This window comes from Streptomyces sp. NPDC007856 (assembly GCF_042868225.1).
Taxonomy (GTDB): Bacteria; Actinomycetota; Actinomycetes; order Streptomycetales; family Streptomycetaceae; genus Streptomyces.
Genome location: NZ_JBIAEC010000017.1, coordinates 1 through 19,923 on the forward strand (window position 1 = coordinate 1; position 19,923 = coordinate 19,923).

Sequence of the window (19,923 nt, forward strand, 5' to 3'; positions counted from 1 at the left end):
TCCAGCCCCGCCCGGCGAACGGCCTCGGCACGAACAGCGTCAACACGCAGTACAAGCTGATCCTGTCCGGTGCCACCAACCTGTCCGCCGACAGCGGCGCCGTGAACGGCAAGTGCCCCGACAAGCCCGACGACGGCACGCTCTGCGCCCAGGTGCTCGCCGCCAAGGACGCCGTCGTGAAGGACAACTCGGTGCCCGGCTACACCGTCAAGCCGTCGGAGGTACCCGCGGACGCGGTGACCTCCTCCGGCTCCGGCCTGGACCCGGCGATCTCCCCGGCCTACGCCGAACTCCAGGTCCACCGGGTCGCCGCGAAGAACGGCCTGTCCGTCTCCGCGGTGGAGAAGCTGGTCAAGGACCACACCGAGGGCCGGACCCTGGGCTTCATGGGCGAGCCCCGGGTGAACGTCCTGGAACTCAACATCGCGCTCAAGGACCTCGCAGCGAAGAAGTGACGGCCTTACGCGATCCATACGGGAGTCGGCGGTCCGGGAGGCATCCCGGTTCCGCCGGCTCCCGCAGCCGTGAAGTCGGCCGCCCCGCTTTCCGCGCCCACGGCCCGACGCATGACAGGAGAGGCACACACCCATGACCAGGGTGCTCGTGGTGGAGGACGACCCGCAGCTCGTGCGGGCCCTCGTCATCAACTTGCAGGCACGCCACTACGGCGTGGACGCCGCCCCGGACGGTGCCACGGCCCTCCGGCTCGCCGCCGCGCGCCAGCCCGATGTCGTCCTGCTCGACCTGGGCCTGCCCGACATGGACGGCGTCGACATCATCAAGGCACTGCGTGGCTGGACCCGCGTACCGATCATGGTTCTGTCCGCCCGCCAGGCGTCCGACGAGAAGGTGGCCGCGCTCGACGCCGGCGCCGACGACTACGTCACCAAGCCGTTCAGCATGAACGAGCTGCTCGCCCGGCTGCGCGCCGCCGTCCGCCGTACCGAGGACACCCCGCTCGTCCCCGAGACGACGCTGGTCGAGACGGAGCACTTCAGCATCGACCTGCTCGCCAAGAAGGTTCTTCGGGATGGGAAGGACGTCCGGCTGACGCCGACCGAGTGGCACCTGCTGGAGATCCTGGTAACCAACCCCGGTCGACTGATCACGCAGAAGCAGCTGCTCCAGGAGGTCTGGGGCGTCTCGCAGAGCAACAAGACCAACTACCTGCGCGTCTACATGGCCCAGCTCCGCCGCAAACTGGAGACGGACCCCTCTCACCCCCGCTATCTGATCACCGAGCCCGGCATGGGCTACCGCTTCGAAGGATGACATGGCACGCGGCAAGCTCCGGATCTACCTCGGCGCGGCACCCGGCGTCGGCAAGACCTACGCGATGCTCTCCGAGGCACACCGCCGTATCGAGCGGGGCACCGACTGTGTCGTGGCCTTCGTGGAACATCACCACCGGCCGCGTACGGAGGTGATGCTCCACGGCCTGGAGCAGGTGCCGCGCAAGGAGATCGAGTACCGGGGCGGCGTCTTCACCGAGATGGACGTCGACGCCGTACTGCGGCGCGCCCCCGCCGTAGTCCTCGTGGACGAACTGGCCCACAGCAACATCCCCGGCTCGCGCAACGCCAAGCGCTGGCAGGACATCGAGGAACTGCTCGCCGCCGGCATCGACGTGATCTCCACGGTCAACATCCAGCACCTGGAGTCACTGGGCGACGTGGTCGAGTCGATCACCGGCATCCGGCAGCAGGAGACCGTCCCCGACGAGGTCGTACGGCGGGCCGACCAGATCGAGCTGGTCGACATGTCCCCGCAGGCACTGCGCCGCCGCATGGCCCACGGCAACATTTACAAGCCGGACAAAGTCGACGCGGCCCTGTCCAACTACTTCCGCCCTGGCAATCTGACGGCGCTTCGGGAGCTGGCCCTGCTCTGGGTGGCCGACCGGGTCGACGAGTACCTCAACGAGTACCGCCGCGAGCACCGCGTCTCGACCATCTGGGGCTCACGTGAGCGGATCGTGGTCGGTCTCACCGGCGGCCCCGAAGGACGCACCCTGATCCGGCGTGCGTCCCGCCTGGCAGAGAAGGGCGCCGGCGGAGAAGTCCTCGCCGTCTACATCTCCCGCAGCGACGGCCTCACCGCCGCCTCCCCGAAGGAACTCGCCGACCAGCGCACCCTGGTCGAGGACCTCGGCGGCACCTTCCACCATGTCGTGGGCGACGACATACCCGTCGCGCTGCTGGACTTCGCCCGAGGCGTGAACGCCACCCAGATCGTCCTCGGGGTTTCCCGCCGACGTAGTTGGCAGTACGTCTTCGGACCGGGGGTCGGCGCCACGGTCGCCCGGGACTCCGGCCCTGACCTCGACGTCCACCTCATCACCCACGACGAGGCGGGCAAGGGCCGCGGACTGCCCGTCGCCAGGGGCGCCCGCCTCGGACGCTCCCGGGTCCTCTGGGGCTGGGCCGTGGGCGTGCTCGGCCCAGCCCTGCTCACGTGGCTGCTCACCAGCGCCACTCCCGACGTCGGCCTCGCCAACGACATGCTGCTGTTCCTCACCCTGACGGTGGCGGCGGCCCTGCTTGGCGGACTCTTCCCGGCGCTGGCCTCGGCGGTCGTGGGCTCCCTGCTGCTCAACTGGTACTTCACCCCGCCCGTCCACACCCTGACGATCGCCGACCCGAAGAACATCGTCGCCATCGCGATCTTCGTAGGCGTCGCCGTGTCCGTGGCCTCGGTCGTGGACCTCGCCGCCCGGCGCACCCACCAGGCATCCCGGTTGCGCGCAGAGTCGGAGATCCTCTCCTTCCTCGCGGGCAACGTCCTGCGCGGCGAGACCACCCTGGAGGCACTGCTGGAACGGGTCCGCGAGACCTTCGGCATGGAGTCGGTGGCCCTGCTGGAGCGCTCCGGCGAGACCGCTCCCTGGACCTGCGCCGGCAGCGTGGGACCCCGGCCGGCCGAGATCCCGGAGGACGCCGACGTCGACGTCCCCGTCGGCGACCACATGGCCCTCTCCCTGCGCGGCCGCGTCCTGCCCGCCTCCGACCGCCGGGTGCTGGCCGCGTTCGCGGCACAGGCCGCCGTGGTCCTGGACCGCCAGCGCCTGCAGAGCGAGGCCGACCGGGCCAAGGAACTCGCCGAGGGCAACCGCATCCGCACCGCCCTGCTCGCCGCCGTCAGCCACGACCTGCGCACCCCGCTCGCCGGCATCAAGGCCGCCGTCACCTCCCTCAGATCCGATGACGTCGAATGGTCCGCACAGGACCAGGCGGCACTGCTGGAGGCCATCGAGGAGGGCGCAGACCGTCTCGACCACCTGGTCGGCAACCTGCTCGACATGTCCCGCCTGCAGACCGGCACGGTGGTGCCCATCATCCGCGAGACCGACCTCGACGAGGTCGTGCCCATGGCACTCGGCGGGGTCCCCAACCCGGAGGAGTGCGTGGACCTGGACATCCCCGAGACCCTGCCCATGGTCCACGTCGACCGGGGGCTGCTGGAGCGGGCCGTCGCCAACGTCGTCGAGAACGCCGTCAAGTACAGCCCACCGGACGAGCGGGTCCTGATCTCCGCGAGCGCCCTCGCCGACCGGGTAGAGGTACGGGTCGTGGACCGCGGTCCCGGCGTCCCGGACGAGGCCAAGGACCGCATCTTCGAACCCTTCCAGCGGTACGGCGATGCGCCCCGCGGTGTCGGAGTCGGCCTCGGCCTCGCGGTCGCCCGGGGCTTCACCGAGGCCGTCGGCGGCACGCTGCATGCCGAGGACACGCCCGGCGGCGGTCTCACCATGGTGCTCGCCCTGCCGACGGCAGCGGGCCCCCGACCGGGACAGCCGGACCTACCGGCGGCGGCCGCCACCTGAGCACACCTCAGGCGCCTGGCGGCACCGTCTCGAACTCCCTGCGTATGTCCTCGGTGTCCAGCCGCAGCCGCCAGATGTTGCGACGGTGCACGGCCGCCAGCGCGGCCTGCAGCGGCGACGGCGGCACCGCGAGGACGGGACAGGCTGCGCGGGCGAGGCAGTAGCGGCCGACCGACGGCGACAGCGCCCGGTGCAGCCGACCCCGCCGTCCGGCACCGACTACCAGGAGGTCGCCCTCCCGGTCGGCGATCCGCACGAGCACCGGTCCCGGGGCGCCCCGTGCGACGAGCGCCTGACCGGGCAGACCGGTGCCCGTGACGCCGAACACCTCCCGCAGCGCCCCGACGAGCCTCTCCCGCGCCAGCCGCTCCCACTCCGGGACCATCGCGGTCGCGGCCGGGGACCTGCGGGCGGTCGGGTCCCCACCCGGCGGCTCCCAGGCCAGCACCGGCCACAGCTCGGCCCCTCGGCGCCGGGCCTCCTCGGCCGCCCGGCCCAGCGCGGTGAGGCTGCCCAGCGAGCCGCTCACTCCCACCACGACGCGGGCGGCTGAGGGCGGACGGTACTCGGACATGTCATTCACCGTTCTGCACACGCCGACGGAAGGGTTCGCGGTCGGCGATTCTCCTGGGAAACGCCCCCATCTCACCTCGGCGCAGGGGCTTTCGAACAGTCCGTACGTCAGTTCTTGGCGCCCTTCTGACGACCTTTTCCGTGCCCTCTGACCTGCGGCGTCAGCATCCCGTCAAGGTCGCCCCGATCGTCGTCAGCGTCCCGTCAGGGCATGCCCGGGACCCGGGGACACCGGGCATAACGTCGACGGCGAGCCCCGGTCCGCCTCCCCGCGTCCGGGGCATCCCACATCCCTCGCTCCCTGCCCTTCGGGAGGCACCCCATGGCACAACTCCTGTACGGCGAAGACCCCGAGCCCTCCGATCCCTTCCCGGCCGGACCCTTGTACGTCCCGGTCCGGCCGGGTCTTTGCGGATGTGCCGCCCGGCTCTTCCGAACCCCGCTCGGCGAGCGGACCGCTGTCGGCTTCACCTCCGAGTGCCGGCTGACTGCCACTCTCGGCCCCGATCAGGCGTGGATCCGGCTCGCCGAGCCCGCCCTCCGTGCCCTGACCGCCCCGCTCGGCGTCACCGCCGTCACAGTGGACCCGCAGTTCACCGCCCCCGCCCCCACGCCGGTCGCCCACGAGATTCCCGCGCTGGGGATCGCAAGGATCGCCTGAGAGGGAAAGCCACCATGACCACGGTTCACGAACCCACCGCGACCAGCAGGTTCACCGATCTGTCGGTGTGGCCCGCCTCGACCACCGAGTCCGCCCACGGCGACCTCACCGTCGGCGGCGTACCGCTCGCCGAACTGGCCGACCGCTTCGGCACCCCCGTCTACGTCCTGGATGAGGCCGAGGTCCGCGACCGCTGCCGTACCTACCGGGACGCCTTCCCGGACGCCGAAGTCCTCTACGCCGCCAAGGCGTTCTTGTGCCGGGCCATGGCCCATTGGATGGACGAGGAGGGCCTGGGCCTCGACGTCTGCTCGGCCGGCGAACTCGAACTCGCCGTCGCAACCGGTTTTCCACCCGAGCGGATCGTGCTGCACGGCAACGCCAAGTCCCCACGCGAGCTGGACACTGCCCTGCGCCTGGGCGTCGGCCGCATCGTCATTGACAGCCCCTCGGAGATCGCGCGGCTGGCCGCCGCGGTCGGCCCGGACGGCCACCAGAAGGTGATGGTGCGGGTGGTGCCCGGGATCAGCGCGGGCGGTCACGAGAAGATCCGCACCGGTACGGGCGACCAGAAGTTCGGCCTGTCCATCTCCGACGGCTACGCCCAGCACGCCATCGCCCGCCTCCTCGACCAGCCGCAGCTCGAACTCACCGGGCTCCACTGTCACCTGGGTTCTCAGATCGTCAGCATCAAGCCATACCTGGTCGCCGTACGAAGGCTGGTCGGGCTGATGGCTCGGCTGCACGAGCAGCACGGCGTGATCCTGCCGGAACTCGACCTCGGTGGCGGCCACGGCATCGCCTACCGCCCCGGCGAGGGGGCGTTGGACTTGACGGAACTCGCCCGCAAGGTCCGCGCGGAAGTCGCCGACGCCTGCGCCACCGCAGGACTTCCGGTACCCCGTTTGATCATCGAGCCGGGCCGGGCCATCGCGGGCCCGGCAGGGGTCGCCCTGTACCGCGTCCTGTCCGTGAAGCACACGGGCGACCACGTCTTCGTAGCCGTCGACGGTGGCATGAGCGACAATCCGCGCCCCGCGCTGTACGGCGTGCGATATGCGCCGCGACTGGTGGGCCGGCACAGCGCCGCCCTCCCGGCCCGGGTGACCGTGGTAGGCCGGCACTGCGAGGCCGGGGACGTCCTGGCCGCCGACGCGGATCTCCCCGCCGACATCCGCCCCGGAGACCTGCTCGCCGTACCCGTGGCCGGCGCCTACCACTTGTCCATGGCCTCCGGCTACAACCTGGTCGGCCGCCCGCCGGTGGCCGCCGTGCGCGACGGCTTCGCCCGCCTCCTCGTACGAAGGGAATCCCTGGAGGACATCCGCAGCCGCGACGTGGGCCTGTAGCCGACACCAATGGTCCGCCTTCGACTCGAAGTGACGCACGACGGCGGCATGGTGCCAGTTCCGGTGGTAGGCGACCGGTGCTTCGAGTCAATTCGCTCGAACGAGCGGGCTGACGTGGCTGGAAGCCGGTTGGGCCGAGAACCGTAGGTGGGTGCCTGTCCTACGGCGGGGTCTGACTCCTGAGATCTCTGACCGAGGTGTCCTGATCACACTGTGTCGACCGCCGGCCAGGGGACAGCGCACTGTTGGTCTCGGGCTGATGGACGTGTCTCGATAGGGGCTTGCCGGAAAGGCGTCATCACGATTCTGACCGTCCGCACGGCCCGGGAACGAGCATGACCGGCACGTCCTCCGCTTCGCGTCCTCGGCGGCGTCGGCCGGCGGGGGAGGTGGTCCTGGGAGTGGACACGCACCGGGATGCCCATGTGGCCGCTGTGCTCTCCTCGGTGGGGGAAGCGATCGGCACCGAGGAGTTCCCGGCCAGTGCGGCTGGCTACCGAGACCTGCTGGGGGTGGGCCAGGGCGTCGGGTATGGTGCGGCGGGCCGGAGTGGAAGGTACCGGTTCCTTCGGGGCGGCCCTGTCCTGCTACCTGCTGGCCCAGGGCGTGGACGTTTTCGATGTGAACCGGTTCGACCGGACCGACCGCCGTCGGCGCGGCAAGTCGGACCCGCTCGATGCCGAGAACGCGGCCCGGGCGGTGCTGAGCGGGCGGGCGCGCGCCCAGGCCAAGACGGGCGACGGGCCGGTGGAGATCGCCCGGATGTACAAGCTGGCCAAGGACTCGGCGGTCAAGGCCCGCACCCAGGCGATCAACCAGCTCAAGGCCGTCCTCGTCCGTGCCGATCCGCAGCTGAGGGAGGAACTGGCCGGGCTGGGCAACGCAGAGCTCTTCCGCACCTGCGCAGGGCTCGTCGACGACAGCCTGAACCATGAGACCGGCGAGGGGGCCGTGCTCCACGCCACCCACGTGACCCTGGGTCTCCTGGCCCGGCGCATCAGGCAGCTCAGCGAAGAGGTCAAGGACCTGGAGGGCTGCTTGACCCGGCTGGTGGAACGCCACGCTCCGCAGCTGCTCGAGGTGGTGGGCATCGGTCCGGACACGGCCGTCACTTTGCGGATCACGGTGGGGGACGACCCGGAACGCCTGGGCAGTGAGGCGTCGTTCGCGGCGCTGTGCGGTGTCAGCCCAGTCGAGCGTTCCTCGGGCAGTCGGCAGTACCGGCGCCTCAACCGGGGCGGCGACCGGCAAGCTAACGCAGCCCTGCACCGGATCGTGCAGACCCGCCTGCGCGTCGACCCGCGCACCCAGGACTACTACGAACGTCGCAGCAAGGAGGGCAAGACCCGGCGCGAGATAGTCCGAAGCCTCAAGCGCTATGCGGCCCGGGAGGTTTTCCACCTGGTCAGACCTGTGCAGTCGTAACCTCCGTTATAGGGGCATGTGTGTGACAGCGCCGGTGAGGGAGGCGTTCGACGACAAGCCCCTGTAGACGCGGTCGGCGGGGGCTTCCGAGCGGGTGCGCTGCAGTGTCCGGCGGTGGCACCGTACCCCTCGGGGTCCTCCTCCAGCGAGCACTTGACGTGAGGGCGTAGTGATGACATACGCCTGCGGTAGATGCGGCCCGGGGCCCTTGGCGACCAACAGGCCATAGCCTTCGCCTCTGCAAAGTCGAACGCCTCTGGAGGTGTCTGAGGCGATGCCTGCCCCGCTGATCTCGTCGGCGGGCTGTTCGTGATCGCGCAAGCCTGTCAACATCTCGGAAGCATCTTCACCGGCAGCCGTCAGAGCCCCGGCGGCCCAGGGCCAGATCACACAGGCCACTCTGCGTTCCCTGGCGCGCTGCTGGTGCGGCAGGTGACCAGCCGACAAGGTGCCTCCGGCTCAACCGAGGTGCTGGTGGACGGAAAGGTCGTCGCCCGGGGCACCTCCCGGGCAGGCACAACCGTCCTCTGCACGGAGATCCGTCGGGGATCCGCCTCGCCCCCTTTGAGCGTCACATTGGCGGACATGGCCGACGTGTCTCTGCGCGGGTGCGGCGTGCGGTAGACCGCGTTACGGGCGCCGGTCACATCCGCATGCGTCACCGAACTTGCTCACCATTGTCAGGTCCGGGGCAGCGATGGCAGGGGCCGAGTGGCGATCTCCTGGGCTTCGGCGTGCGTCATGCCGAACATGCGGAGCAGCCGGAAGGCCAGATGGTCGGAAACCTGCGCGGCATCGAGGTCCGGGCGAGTCTCCAGGAGGTGGAGCACTCCGAGCAGAGCGCCGCCGACCATGGCCACAGAAGTGCGCGGGTCGTCGATGTCGAGCCGTCCGGTGTCGGCGGCGGCCCGCAGATCCCGCATCGCCTGCGGTGCCAAGCCGCTGTCGGAGGTCAGATAGGGCATGCCCGTACGGACGAGGATCCTGGCGATCTGTGGGTGGGTGCGCTGCAGTCGGCCGGTCAGGCGGACGCTGGCGGCGAAGGTCTCCGCGGGGTCCTTCAGGTCTCCAGCGACGGATTCCAGGAGTGTGCCGTGTTCCTCCAGGGTGAGGGCGACGGCGGCGTCGAACAGCTCGTCCTTGCTGGTGAAGTGGTTGTAGAAGGAGCCGAAGCCGACGTCCGCCGCCTCGGTGATCTCCTGGATGCTCACGTCGGTCCGCCCCTGATCGGCGAGGAACCGCTGCGCGGCGGCGATCAGCGCGGCACGGGTGCGCGCCTTGCGTCGGTCCACCCGGTTGGGCGTGTGGCTGGGTGTGTTGGCCCTGCCCTGTCGATCAATACTCATCTCTCCACCATGCTCAGCGTATCAGCGTTGATTGTTTCATCACGACTGACCGCTGTTGACGAGGTCGTCATCTGGACTGATTCTCTCATCACTGCTGACTGGAGCTGCTCGCGAGAGCGTTCCGGTCGGTGCCTGTCCAGGACTCAGGAGAGCCGATGAGTATCCAGGTCGTCCGCACCAGAGACGGCTGGTGGGTGGAGGGCGACACAGGACGGCTGCACCGCGTCGACACCGGCGCGGACACCACCGCCGGCCTTCTCGCCGACCGTTCCGCCGTGCAGCAGGCTGCCCGCGCCACGGGTGACTCCGACGCCGGGGTTTCGGTTGGAGAGGCCGAGCTACTGTCGCCCGTCACCACGCCCTGCCGGGTGGTGGCGCAGATGGTCAACTACCGTTCCCACGCGGTGGACTCCGGATTCGACCCGGACACCGTTCCGCCGGCGTTCTTCCGCAAGGCGTCCGGGTCCGTCAGCGGGCCCTACCAGGACATCAAACGTCCACAGCACGTGCGTTTCCTGGACTACGAGGTGGAGCTCGGGCTGGTGATGGGTGCCGATCTGCCGGTCGGTACCGAGGTCACCGACTCCAACCTGCCGGCGTTCGTCGCCGCGCTGGTGGTCGCAGACGACGTTAGCGCCCGCGATCTGCAACTGCCCAAGACGCAGTTCTACGAGTCCAAGTCGTACCCGACCTTCACACCGCTTGGGCCCCGTCTGCTCCTGGTCGACGCCGACGACCTGGCCCGCCTGCCGGACCTTCGGCTCACCCTCAAGGTCAACGGGGCCACCCGGCAGGACCGCACCACCACGGACATGATCGTCCGGCCCGCCCACGCCCTCAGTCTGCTCGCCCGCTTCCAGCACCTGCAGCCCGGTGACGTCCTGCTCACCGGAACCCCCGGCGGCACCGCCCTGAAGTCTCCGGGCAGGCTCCTGGCCACGCTTGCCGCCCTGCTTCCCCCGCACAAGCGCTGGCAGAAGTTCTTCGCCCGCCAGCAGGCGAACCCCGATTACCTCAAGGACGGCGACGTCGTCACGGCCCGTATCGCGACCGACGACGGCGCACTCGATCTCGGCGAGCAGCGCACGGTGGTGCGCGCCCGCTGACGGCTCCCGGGACCCCCGCCCGGGACCGGCCGGCCCGGCATCCCCGTACCGGGCCGGCCACCTGAACCCATCCCTCACCCTGCAAAGGCGCACCGGTGACACGCACACCCACCGACCTGCTGTGGCCCGTCCCCGACAGCAGCGCGGACCTGTCCGCGATCGAGGCCGTTCCGCTGCATGAGCGCGGCCTGCCCGCCACCACCTACGACACCCTGCTGCGCGCCGCCCGCCTGTGGCCCGACCGCCCGGCCCTGACGGTGCTACCCGATGCCGCCCGTTTCCTGCGCCCCGCCACAGCCACATTCGCGCAACTGCGTGACGAGGTGCATCGCACCGCCAATCTGCTGGGTTCTCTAGGCGTCACCCGCCGGGCTGCCGTGGGCCTGCTCGCGCCGAACACCGCGGAGCTGCCCGGCGCGCTGCTGGCCGCGCAAGCAGCGGGCGTAGCCGCCCCGGTCAATCCGGGCCTGGCGTCCGAGCACGTCGAGCAGTTGCTGCGGCGCAGCGGCGCGCGGGTGCTCATCGCCGCCGGTCCGCAGCTGGATGCACAGGTGTGGGCCACAGCCCGGCAGGTCGCTGCGGCCTTGCGGTTGGACGCGCTGCTGGCACTGACCCCCACCCTGGCTGACGGCCCCGCGCCCGCTCTGGACCCCATCGAGGGCGTACGCGTCGGCTACCTCACGGAGCTTGCCGCGTCCCATCCCGCCGACCGGCTGGTGGACATCGAAGCCCCGGCCGCCGACGACCTGGCTGCCTACTTCCACACCGGCGGCACCACCGGCATCCCCAAGCTTGCCGCCCACACGCACGCCAACGAGGTCGTCGACGCCTGGATGGTGGCCGCGAGCATTCCTCTCGACGAGGACTCGGTGATGTTCGCGGCGCTGCCGTTGTTCCACGTCAACGCCCTGATCGTCACCTTGCTCGGCCCTCTGCTGCGCGGCCGGGGAGTGGTGTGGGCCGGGCCGCTGGGCTACCGCGATCCCGAGCTGTATCCGGTGTTCTGGAAGCTGGTGGAGCACTATCGCATCGCCGCCATGTCCGGCGTGCCCACCGTGTACTCCGTCCTCGCCCATGTCCCCGTCGACGCGGACATCTCCAGCATGCGGTTCGCCGCCGTCGGCGCATCCCCGCTGCCGCCAGCCGTACGGGGGTCCTTCGAGGAGCACACCGGCATCCCGCTGTGCGAGGGCTACGGGCTGACCGAGGCGACCTGCGCCTCCGCCCTCGGCCTGCCCAGTCAAACCCGCCCCGGCAGTGTCGGCCGGCGCCTGCCCTACGAGCAGGTCAAGACCGTGCGGATCGATCCGGACACCGGCGAGTGGCACGATTTGCCGCCGGGCGCCACCGGGGTGCTCGCCGTCAGCGGACCAGTCGTCTTCGCTGGGTACGTCGCTGAGCACACCACCCAGGGGCCTCGCCTGGAGAGCGGCGGGAAGATCCGCGACGGCTGGCTGGACACGGGCGATCTGGCCCGCATCGACGCCGACGGCTTCATCCATCTCGCTGGCCGCGCCAAGGACCTGATCATCCGCGGGGGTCACAACATCGACCCCGCCGTGATCGAGGACGCCCTCCTCGCCCACCCCGGCGTCACCGCCGCCGCGGCGGTCGGCCGTCCCGACCCGCACGCCGGCGAGGTGCCCGTCGCCTACGTCACCCTCGCCCCAGGCGCCGAGGCCGACCCCGCCGAACTGCTCAGCTGGGCCGCCGAACGGGTCCCCGAGCGCGCCGCCGCCCCGCGCGAGGTGCGCGTGATCGACGCCATCCCGCTGACCGCCGTCGGCAAGCCCTACAAGCTCGGCCTTCGCCTGGACGCCACCCGCCGCGCGGTCCACGCCGAACTGGCCGCCCAGGGCGCGGACTGCGACCCGGAACGCATCCTGTGCCGGCCGCACGACGGCGGTGTCCGCGTCACGGTGCCCGCCCTTGCCGACGAGGCGGTACGGAGCAGGGTCACCGCGGCCCTCGACCGGTACGTCCTGCACTGGCAGTACGCCCCCAGCAAGCCACTGGAGAGAGAAACCCCATGAGCACCACCGCCGTCATTCTCGCCGTCCTCCTCGCCGGGATCTTCCTTCTGCTCGGGTCGGCCAAGCTCGCGGCAGTACCCGCGATGCGCCAGGCCGCGGCCCACGTCGGCATGACCATCACCCGATACCGCCTGCTGGGTGCTCTGGAGGTGGCAGCAGCGGCCGGTCTGCTGCTCGGCCTGCGGATCACTGCGCTCGGTGCTGCCGCATCTATCGGCCTGCTCCTGCTCATGGCCGGCGCCGTCGTCGTCCACCTGCGCAACGGCGATCCGGCGGCCCGCTGCCTGCCGGCCGTCATCGCGGGTGCCTTGGCCGGAGCCCATCTCGTCGCGCTGGTCGGCGGCTAGCATCATCGCCGCCTGGGCTCCGAGGAGCATCACGATGAGCCGCATTGACGTCCGCCAGCATCTGCCGCCCTGCGCCTCCACGCCGTGGCTGGCCTAGCAACAGCGTTCATACCCAGGCCGCCTCCGCAGGCCGCCTTTCGCACGGCTCGGACGGCACCCACCGCATCTCACCGCCTTGGCCGCCGAGGCCGGGTGCGGCCTCTGAATCGACACCACTGTTTCCGGCGCGCCCCTTCCGTGCCGTCCGGGCTGCCGACGCCCGCCCGCAGCGAGCGGGCGCCTCTCGGAACGACCAGCCTTTCGCAACCGTGCGCCGTCGCCAGCTCAATCGGCGGACACCCCGCCTCGATCACTCGACCGGGGAAACGCCCTTGGCGCTCTTCCGCCGCCGCTCCTGAACCGTCCCCACCCCATGGCCCCGAGCCGTGACACCCCATGGAGTACCCATGAACGACATCGACGTCCCCGTCCTCATCGTCGGCGGAGGCGGTGCGGGGCTCACCGCCTCCATGCTGCTCAGCCGCATGGGCATCGAGTCCCTGCTGGTCACCGCCTGGCCCAGCACCTCCGTCCTGCCCAAGGCCCACGTCCTCAACCAGCGCGCCATGGAGATCATGCGCGACGCCGGCGTGGCCGACACCATCTACGCCGCCGCCACCCCGGCCGAGCAGATGTCCCACACCGCCTGGTACGTCGGCCTGGCAGGCGACCACGAAGACTACGGCCGCAGGGTCGCCAGGATGGAGGCTTGGGGAGCCGGCGGGCACTCTCCGGAGTGGCTCGCGGCCAGCCCCGAGCGACAGGCCAACCTGCCCCAGATCCGACTGGAGCCGGTCCTGCGCACCCGCGCCGAGGAACTCGCCACAGACCGGGTCCGCTTCCACCACGAGCTGACCGCACTCGCCCAGGACGATGAGGGCGTCACCGCCGCCGTCACCGACCGCGAGACGGGCGAGACCTACCGGGTGCGGGCCCGCTACCTGCTGGGCTGCGACGGCGGCCGCACCGTCGGCCCCGCCGTGGGCATCGTCCAGGAGGGCGTGCGCAACCTCGCCCGCGTAGTCTCCTTCCACCTCTCCGCCGACCTGTCCCAGGTGGCGACCGACCCTGACGTGCTGATCCGGTGGCTGTGGCTGCCCGACCTCGGCATCCCCGGTGTTCTCGTGCCCATGGGCCCCAAGCACTGGGGTCCCGAGTCCGAGGAGTGGGTGTTCCACCTCAACTACGGGCCCGATGACGGTCGCGCGCTGGACGACGAGTCCGTCCTGGCCGACCTGCGCACGGGGCTGGGCCTGAGCGAGGAGGACGTGACGGTTCACATGATCTCCCGCTGGACCCTGGAGGGCGTGGTCGCCGACCGCTACCGCGCCGGCCGCGTCCTGATCGCCGGCGACGCCGCCCACCGGCATCCGCCAACCGGCGGCCTCGGCCTCACCTCCGCCATGCACGACGTCCAGAACCTCACCTGGAAGCTCGCCGCCGTGCTGAAGGGCCATGCTGGCGACGCCCTGCTGGACACCTACGAGGCCGAGCGGCGACCGGCGGACGCCACCAACGTCCAGCGCTCGCTGGAGAACGCCATGAACCACATCGCCATCAACGCCCTCTTCGGCGGCGGGCCCGAAGCCGGCGAGGAGGAGAACTGGCGGCAGGCCCGCCGCCTGTGGAGCGAGGACCCCGCCGACACCGACTTCCGCCGCACGTTCCTGGCGGCCGTGGCCGCCCAGTCCATGGAGTTCAACGAACTGGGCGTCGAGTTCGGCTACACGTACGAGTCCGCGGCCGTCGTCCCCGACGGCACTCCCGCACCCGAGAACCCCGACCCGGTCCGCATCTACCAGCCCGCCGCCCGCCCCGGACACCCGCTGCCCCACGCCTGGCTGGAGGACCTCGACGGCCATCGCGTGGCCCTGGCACGCCTGGTCCGCCCCGGCCGGCTCCTGCTGATCGCCGGGGAGGACGGCCAGGCTTGGCGCGAGGCCGCCGACAAGATCGCCACCACCAGCGGGCTGCCGCTCGACGCCATCCGTGTCGGCCACCTCGACGGCGACTACCGCGATCTGCGCTCCACCTGGACCACCGCCCGCGGGCACACCCCGCAAGGCGCCGTCCTGGTACGCCCGGACCGCTTCATCGGCTGGCGCGTCCATGGCGCGGCCACCGACCCGGTCGCGGAACTCACCGCCGCACTGGACTCCCTCCTCGCACGGTAGGAACCACTCACCTGCCGTGCCACCCGGCCTGCCGATCACCGCCGCAGTCGGCGGGCCGGGCCCCCACCCTCATCTCCGCCTCGCCTCCGGGACACAGCGGCACTGCGGCACCCGCCCCACCCTCGCCACAGGTCGTGGAGGCCACAGGAAGGAACCCCGTGAACGATCCGACACCCACCCCCGCCGCCTCCACTGCCGACGCCCATCAGGGTCTGCACAGCGAGCAGGGCGCCCTGCGCGGGGAGCACCCCGGCCGTGCCTCCCAGCCCGTCATCAAGGTGGTCGACCTGGCTTGGTTGGAGTTCACCAAGCCCGACCTGGACCGCGCCGAGACTTTCGCCCACGACTTCGGCTTTACCACCGCCGCCCGCACCGGGGACACCCTCTTTCTGCGCGGCGCCCTGGCCGGACCGCACTGCCTGGTGATCCGCCGTGGTCCCGCCTCCCGGTTCATCGGCCCCGCCTTCCAGGCCGCCGACGCCGCCGACCTCGAACGGCTCGCCCGCACCACCGGCCACAAGGTCCGCACCCTGACCGAGTACGGTCGCGGGGGCTGCTCGGCGACGCAGTGTACGACGCGGACCGGGATCGGCTGGGCGGCGGAGATCTGCATCTGCGCAACGCGGGCCTGGCGCCCGCCACCGCAGCATGGCCCGTCGGCATCGAGCACGGCAACCTGGTCCCCCCGCTGTCCGACCACCCCCTCCTGCGCAGCTTCCAGCACGGCGAGACAGTCGTCTGCAGCCGGGACGACTTCGCCGCCCTGCTCGGCGGCCCGCACCTGGCCCAACACCTCATCCCGCACGACGCCCATGCGGTGATGGCGGCCCCCCTGTACGCCCGCGGCCTCACCCTCGGCGCGATCGTGGTCTGGCGCACCGGCCTGTCCGAACCCTTCACCGAGGACGAGACGGACCTGATGCGGCAGATCGCCTCGCGGGGAGCACTCGCCATCGACAACGCCCGCCGCTATACACGCGAGCACCGGGCGGCCATGGCCCTGCAGCAGAGCCTGCTTCCCCCGGCCATGACCGACACACCGGCAGCCGAGACCGCCGGCGTCTACCGGCCCGCAAGCGGGGGAGCGGGCACCAACGGCGACTGGTACGACGCCATCGCCCTGCCCTCCCTCCGGCTGGCCCTCGTCGCCGGAGACGTGGTCGGCCACGGCATACCCGCAAGCGCCACCATGGGCCGCCTGCGCGCCGCCATCCAGACACTCGCAGACCTCGAACTGGAACCGGACGAGGTGCTCACCCGTATCGCGGACCTGGTCCAGCGCCTTGCGGCCGAAGCACCGGCCGACGAACACGACACCGTCGGCGCCACCTGCCTGTACGCGGTCTACGACCCGGTCACCCGACGCTGCGCCATGGCCAGTGCCGGACACCCGCCACCCGTCCTGGTCCGGCCCGACGGGACCGCCGAAACAGTCGACATCGTCCCCGGACCACCACTCGCCGTCAGCGGCATGCCGTACGAGACCGCGACGATCGGCCTCGAGCCAGGCAGCGTTCTCGCCCTCTACACCGACGGCCTGGTCGATCGAGGGGTGGACGACGACACCAATGGCGGGCTCAGACGGCTGACCCATGCGCTCACCACCTCCCATCGCTCGAACCGCACTCTGGACGAGACCGGCCGGGCGATCGTCGCCGACCTGGTGGGCGAAGAAGCGCGTGACGACGCGACCCTGCTACTGGCTCGCACCCGCGCCGTACCAGCCGAGGACACCGCTCACTGGCAGATCCCGGCCGATCCGGCAGCCGTCTCCCAGGCCCGGGAATGGGCCACCCGCCAACTCACCCTGTGGGGGCTGGACGACCTACTCTTCACCACCGAACTCATCGTCAGCGAGCTGGTCACCAACGCGATCCGCTACGGTCACCCACCGGCGGAGCTGCGGCTGATCCGCCACAACGTCCTTGTCTGCGAGGTCACCGACTCCAACAGCGCCCAGCCCCGCCTGCGCCGCGCCCGCATCACCGACGAGGGCGGACGCGGCCTGCTCCTCGTCGCCCGACTCGCCGAGCGCTGGGGCTGCCGCCATGGCCAGAATCACAAGACGATCTGGTCCGAACAGCCCATATCGCGCGCTCACTGATCCCGCCCCGAGCTCGGCGTCTCGAGTGAGCCAGCTGCAGCCTGCCAGCGAGTCGGTGTGGCTGGGTTGCACCCATCAGGAGGAAGGGGCTTTCGGCCGTGACGCCCATATGTATGGCGGGCCACACGGCTGTCCGTCACTGCCGGTCATGAGTGGACGAAGAGTCGACTTATTCTCAGCCTGTCCCGGCCAGGTTGAGCACCGGTTCGGGCGAAGCCATCAGGCAGTGATCGAGCCACGCCGTTGTGCCGGGATCGATGGGACGGTTGCGCAGTGCCTTCCCGGGCGGGGGTCTGACTCGTGAGATCTATGACCGGAGTGTCCAGTCACTGGCTTGTCGACTGCCGTTGCGGGATGGCGCCTGCTGGTACCGAGCCACAGGGCGTGTCCCAATAGGGGCCTTGCCGAGTTCAGGCGCCATCACGGTTCAGACCGCCCATGCGGGCCGGTGCCATCCACCCAGCACGTCACCACGCGGGAGGCGAACCACCATGACGACCAGACAGCGCAGCACCTCCTCGAACACGGACCCGCCCGTGCGGAGAGAGGTCGTACTGGGCGTGGACACGCACGGCGAGATGCATGTCGCCGCCGTGATCTCCCCGCTGGGGAAGGTCCTGGGTAACGAGTCGTTTCCGGCCACAGCGGCGGGCTATCGGCAGCTGCTCGTGTGGGCCCGCAAGCGGGGGACGGTGCGCCGGGCCGGCGTGGAGGGCACCGGCACCTTCGGCGCGGGTCTGTCCCGCTACCTGGTGACCCAGCAGATCCAGGTGTTTGAAGTGAACCGGCCCGACCGGTCGGCTCGCCGTCTGCTCGGGAAGTCGGACCCGCTCGATGCGCAGGCCGCAGCGCGAGCCGTGCTCAGCGGTCGCGCCCGAGCCCAGGCCAAATCCGGCGACGGACCCGTGCACAGCGCCCGGATCTACAAACTCGCCAAGGACTCCGCGGTCAAGGCCCGTACCCAGGCGATCAACCAGCTCAAGGCCGTCCTGGTCATCGCCGACCCCGCCCTGCGGGAGCAATTGTCGAGCTTGGGCAATGCCGAGCTGTTCCGCACCTGCGCGACCCTCAGCCCGCCCGATGGTGGGGGAGACGAGGACGCGGTGGCCCAGGCCACCCACATGACGTTGCGCATGCTCGCCGAACGCATCGAACAGCTCACCGGACAGATCAATGAGCTGAACCAACGCCTGACCCGGCTCGTCGAACGTCACGTCCCACAGCTGCTCGTACCGGTGGGCATCGGCCCGGACAGCGCCGTCACCCTGCTGATCACCATGGGAGACAACCCCGAGCGGCTGAACACCGAAGCATCCTTTGCTGCCCTTTGCGGAGTCAGCCCAGTCGAGTATTCGTCGGGCCGGCGGAGCACGCGCCGGCTCAACTACGGCGGCGACCGCCGGGCGAACGCCGCCCTGCACCGCATCGTGTTCACCCGTCTGCGCCACGACCCGCGCACGCAGGCGTACTTCGAACGCCGCACCCAGGAGGGCAAGACCCGACGCGAGATCATCCGATGCCTCAAGCGATATGCCGCCCGAGAGGTCTTCAACCTGGTCAGGACGGTATCCAGCGTCCCCCTGTTATAGGGGCGTCCGTGACAGATGAGAGGGTCAGTCGGGTGAGTGAGACACCGATGAACACCCTGCAATACCGCTTTGACGGGCCAGAAGACGCTCCGGTCCTGATCTTGGGTCCCTCACTGGGTACCACATGGCACATGTGGGACCGCCAGGTGCCGGAGCTGACCAAGCAGTGGCGGGTCCTGCGCTTCGACCTGCCCGGTCACGGCGGGGCCCCCGCCCACCCGGCCGGATCCGTCGCCGAGCTGGCCACCCGGCTGCTGGCCACGCTGGACTCCATTGGCGTGCAGCGGTTCGGCTACGCGGGCTGTGCGCTCGGCGGTGCCATCGGTATCGAGCTGGCCCTGCGCCACCCCGAGCGGCTCGCCTCGCTGACGCTGGTCGCGGCCTCGCCCCGGTTCGGGACCGCCGACGAGTTCCGCCAGCGCGGGGTGATCGTCCGTACGAACGGGCTCGACCCGATCGCCCGGACCTCACCGGACCGCTGGTTCACCGGAGGGTTCGCCGCGGCCCAGCCGGCCATCACCGAGTGGGCGGTGCAGATGGTCCGCACCACCGACCCGGGCTGCTACATAGCCGCCTGCGAGGCGCTCGCCTCGTTCGACGTACGGAGCGAGCTGGGCCGGGTCGGCGTGCCGACGCTCGTGCTCGTCGGCTCCGACGACCAGGTCACCGGGCCCGCCGAGGCCCGCACCCTGGTCGCCGGCATCCCGGACGCCCGGCTCGCGGTCGTCCCGGGCGCCTCGCACCTGGTCCCGGTCGAGCAGCCGGCGGCCGTCACCGACCTGTTGGTGCACCACTTCTCCACCGCCTGGCAGCAGCCCTACGACACCGGCCAGATCGCCCTGCCGGCCGCCCCGGTCAGCCCGGCCATCGCCGCGGCGCCGCACGTCGCGCCGGTCGCCGAGATCGCCCCGGCCGCCGTACCGGCGCAGCCTGCCGCGCAGGCCGACCGGTACCAGACCGGGCTCAAGATCCGCCGGGAGGTGCTCGGCGACGCGCACGTGGACCGGGCGCTGGCCGAGGCCGACGGGTTCGCCGGGGAGTTCCAGGAGTTCATCACCCGCTACGCCTGGGGCGAGATCTGGGACCGGCCGGGCCTGGACCGCCGTACCCGCAGCTGCATCACCCTGACCGCGCTGATCGCGGGCGGCCATCTGGAGGAGCTGGCCGGCCACGTCAGGGCCGCCCTGCGCAACGGGCTCACCCCGGACGAGATCAAGGAGGTGCTGCTCCAGGCCGCCGTGTACTGCGGGGTGCCGGCCGCGAACAGCGCGTTCCGGGTGGCCCGGCTGGTCATCCAGGAGGAGACCACGCCCGCCGAGTGAGCCGTGCCGTGCCGCGCGAGGCGGGCGGTGGG

Annotated in this window: 15 protein-coding genes and 1 pseudogene; 14 read left to right on the forward strand and 2 right to left on the reverse strand. The window is 70.9% G+C overall.

Annotation, left to right across the window (positions count from 1 at the left end; all coding sequences use genetic code 11):
• From ACFYOH_RS33555 to ACFYOH_RS33565, 3 genes are all read left to right on the forward strand, one after another.
• On the forward strand, positions 1 to 455 hold a 455-nt coding region (locus tag ACFYOH_RS33555; RefSeq protein WP_388633573.1), incomplete at its 5' end, for a potassium-transporting ATPase subunit C.
• A gap of 133 nt (positions 456 to 588) precedes the next feature.
• Entirely contained in the window at positions 589 to 1,272 is a 684-nt protein-coding gene (locus ACFYOH_RS33560) for a response regulator (RefSeq protein ID WP_388633575.1), read from the forward strand.
• Between the two features lies 1 nt (position 1,273).
• Positions 1,274 to 3,823: a DUF4118 domain-containing protein gene (locus tag ACFYOH_RS33565; protein WP_388633577.1), complete on the forward strand. Its 2,550-nt coding sequence runs from the start codon at positions 1,274 to 1,276 to the stop codon at positions 3,821 to 3,823.
• A 7-nt stretch (positions 3,824 to 3,830) separates the two neighbouring features.
• Here the strand turns inward: ACFYOH_RS33565 and ACFYOH_RS33570 are convergent, their stop codons facing one another.
• On the reverse strand, positions 3,831 to 4,397 hold the full coding sequence (locus ACFYOH_RS33570) for a universal stress protein (protein WP_388633580.1): 567 nt from the start codon (positions 4,395 to 4,397) through the stop codon (positions 3,831 to 3,833).
• A gap of 321 nt (positions 4,398 to 4,718) precedes the next feature.
• Between ACFYOH_RS33570 and ACFYOH_RS33575 the strand changes: the two genes are divergently transcribed.
• The 3 genes from ACFYOH_RS33575 (at position 4,719) to ACFYOH_RS33585 (ending at position 7,831) form a co-directional block, all read left to right on the forward strand.
• Complete coding sequence (locus tag ACFYOH_RS33575) at positions 4,719 to 5,057, forward strand: SAV_915 family protein (RefSeq protein ID WP_388633581.1); 339 nt, start codon at positions 4,719 to 4,721, stop codon at positions 5,055 to 5,057.
• 14 nt (positions 5,058 to 5,071) lie between these two features.
• Complete coding sequence (gene lysA / locus ACFYOH_RS33580) at positions 5,072 to 6,406, forward strand: diaminopimelate decarboxylase (RefSeq protein WP_388633584.1); 1,335 nt, start codon at positions 5,072 to 5,074, stop codon at positions 6,404 to 6,406.
• 549 nt (positions 6,407 to 6,955) lie between these two features.
• Positions 6,956 to 7,831, forward strand: a complete 876-nt coding sequence (locus ACFYOH_RS33585) for an IS110 family transposase (RefSeq protein ID WP_388633587.1) — start codon at positions 6,956 to 6,958, stop codon at positions 7,829 to 7,831.
• A 680-nt stretch (positions 7,832 to 8,511) separates the two neighbouring features.
• Here ACFYOH_RS33585 and ACFYOH_RS33590 read toward each other — a convergent pair.
• Positions 8,512 to 9,177, reverse strand: coding sequence for a TetR/AcrR family transcriptional regulator (locus tag ACFYOH_RS33590; RefSeq protein WP_388633590.1), 666 nt, complete (start codon positions 9,175 to 9,177; stop codon positions 8,512 to 8,514).
• A 155-nt stretch (positions 9,178 to 9,332) separates the two neighbouring features.
• Here ACFYOH_RS33590 and ACFYOH_RS33595 point away from each other — a divergent pair, with 155 nt between their 5' ends.
• From ACFYOH_RS33595 to pcaC, 8 genes and pseudogenes are all read left to right on the forward strand, one after another.
• A complete protein-coding gene (locus ACFYOH_RS33595) occupies positions 9,333 to 10,283 on the forward strand; it encodes a fumarylacetoacetate hydrolase family protein (RefSeq protein ID WP_388633593.1) in 951 nt (316 codons plus the stop codon).
• Positions 10,284 to 10,378: 95 nt separating this feature from the next.
• Positions 10,379 to 12,316, forward strand: coding sequence for an acyl-CoA synthetase (locus ACFYOH_RS33600; RefSeq protein WP_388633596.1), 1,938 nt, complete (start codon positions 10,379 to 10,381; stop codon positions 12,314 to 12,316).
• Positions 12,313 to 12,663, forward strand: coding sequence for a DoxX family protein (locus ACFYOH_RS33605; protein WP_388633598.1), 351 nt, complete (start codon positions 12,313 to 12,315; stop codon positions 12,661 to 12,663). The genes ACFYOH_RS33600 and ACFYOH_RS33605 overlap by 4 nt, the downstream gene beginning before the upstream one ends.
• 446 nt (positions 12,664 to 13,109) lie before the next feature.
• Positions 13,110 to 14,876 carry an FAD-dependent monooxygenase gene (locus tag ACFYOH_RS33610; RefSeq protein ID WP_388633601.1) on the forward strand — a complete coding sequence of 589 codons (1,767 nt, stop codon included), beginning with the start codon at positions 13,110 to 13,112 and terminating at the stop codon, positions 14,874 to 14,876.
• Positions 14,877 to 15,034: 158 nt separating this feature from the next.
• Positions 15,035 to 15,427: pseudogene (locus ACFYOH_RS33615) on the forward strand (2,3-dihydroxybiphenyl 1,2-dioxygenase); the annotation flags it as partial.
• Between the two features lie 17 nt (positions 15,428 to 15,444).
• Positions 15,445 to 16,980 carry a SpoIIE family protein phosphatase gene (locus ACFYOH_RS33620; RefSeq protein ID WP_388633603.1) on the forward strand — a complete coding sequence of 512 codons (1,536 nt, stop codon included), beginning with the start codon at positions 15,445 to 15,447 and terminating at the stop codon, positions 16,978 to 16,980.
• 491 nt (positions 16,981 to 17,471) lie between these two features.
• Entirely contained in the window at positions 17,472 to 18,569 is a 1,098-nt protein-coding gene (locus ACFYOH_RS33625) for an IS110 family transposase (RefSeq protein WP_388633605.1), read from the forward strand.
• 32 nt (positions 18,570 to 18,601) lie between these two features.
• A complete protein-coding gene (gene pcaC, locus ACFYOH_RS33630) occupies positions 18,602 to 19,891 on the forward strand; it encodes a 4-carboxymuconolactone decarboxylase (RefSeq protein ID WP_388633608.1) in 1,290 nt (429 codons plus the stop codon).
• Positions 19,892 to 19,923: the final 32 nt, after the last annotated feature.